At 27.9% G+C, this 1,674-nt stretch carries 1 protein-coding gene; it reads left to right on the top strand.

Annotated elements, in window-relative coordinates; genetic code table 11:
• Positions 1–396 precede the first annotated feature (396 nt).
• Positions 397–1,152, top strand: a complete 756-nt coding sequence (locus BUB83_RS21075) for a Fic family protein (RefSeq protein ID WP_073341042.1) — start codon at positions 397–399, stop codon at positions 1,150–1,152.
• Positions 1,153–1,674: the final 522 nt, after the last annotated feature.

Below are 1,674 nucleotides of genomic sequence, written 5' to 3'. Positions count from 1 at the left end.
ATGAGTAAAGGGTTATTAGATCCAAAAGTAGATTTTGTTTTTAAAAATATATTATAAAGGTTAGACTGTAAATAGATTTGAAAAATATTTGCAGTCTTTTTAGAATTTAAGATTTCATTCAAGAAGTATTGGGAAATAATCGAAAGGACACTGTTTTTTAAAGAAAAATAAGCATGAATAATAAAGCAAGAGGATCTTGGCTTATTACATACTAATTTAGAAGTTGCAGCTGGAAAAACATACCATATACATTTTTACCCAAGTCACAGTTGCCCTAGTGAGGAGGCTTTGCCTAAGAACTTGCTAATAATTTATCTCCATACAAATGAGAAGTATAATATATGATATAATTTATATTATATGTTTAAATTCAATAGTTAATGAGGAGGGCAATAAATGCTGTATAATGAATCAGTAAAAGTGTGGAGAAAAGGTAATGTTGAGGATTTATTAAATAGGTTCTTTTTGAAATTCACTTATGCTTCCAATAAAATAGAAAATAATGAAACAAGATTAAGAGATGTAGAAACTGTTTTTAGGGGAGAAAAAGTTACAGATTATAAAGGAAATAAAAAGACAATTAAAGAAATAGAAAATCATAGAGATCTTTGCAAAAACATCTTACAAATAAGCAGAGATAATGAATCAAAAATCTCTCTAGACTTGATTAAAGAATTTCATTATGAGTTAATGAAAGATTGTTTTACAGAAGACTTGTTAATAAAAGGGGAAAAGCCAGGGGAGTTAAAAAAAGGTGACTACATAGTGGGGTTACATGATGTAGGGGTAAGTCCATTAGAGGTAGAAGAAAACTTAGTATCATTAATTAAAGAAATAAATGATGTGCAAGTAAATGAAGATAATGCGTTGCAAGTAGTTAGTTATTTTCATTGTTGGTTTGAGACTATACATCCTTTTGCAGATGGCAATGGGAGAGTAGGAAGAATGCTACTAAATTATTTGTTAATTGGCAATGAGCTCCCTCCAATTGTTTTATTTGAAAATGATAGAGAGGAATATTATTTAGCTTTAGAATACTTTAATGAAACACAAGAAATATATAAAATGGTTAATTTTTTAGATAATCAATCTTATAAAACATGGATTAAAGATTATAATTTTAAAGTAAAGAGTTTGAAAGATTTTTTATAAAGAGGTAGCAACACTGAGAACATACAAAAATTCATGAAATGAGAGCTAAGATACTTAAAGACAAAGTAAGTGCACTTAATAAAGATAAACAAGAAGGGAGAGAAGAAAGAGCTATTAAAGAAGCTAAGAATCTTTTGAAAATGGATTAACCGTAGAACAAGTTGCAGAAGCTTCTGAGTTATCAGTTGAAAAGGTTATAGAAATAAAAAATAAAATATAAAGGTTAGACTGTAAATAGATTTGAAAAAATATTTACACCCTTTAGAATTCAAAAATTAACTCAAGAAGTATTAGGAAATGATCGAAAGAACACTGGTTTTTAAAGAAAAATAAGCATGCATAAGAGAGCAAAAATTTTGTCTTATTGCATGCTATTTTATCTTGTCTTGTAGAATTTGTACTTGAAAAAACATGTAGTCACATTTTTATCTAAGCCACAGTTACCCTAGTGAGAGGGTTTTGCATATGAACTTGTTGTTACATTGTCTTGTAAGAGTATTATTTTGTTAACAATTGATATAA

The organism is Clostridium grantii DSM 8605 (assembly GCF_900129965.1).
GTDB classification, from domain to species: domain Bacteria; phylum Bacillota; class Clostridia; order Clostridiales; family Clostridiaceae; genus Clostridium_AF; species Clostridium_AF grantii.
Note: the sequence above shows the minus strand (reverse complement) of the source record. Positions and strands in the feature narration are given on the sequence as shown.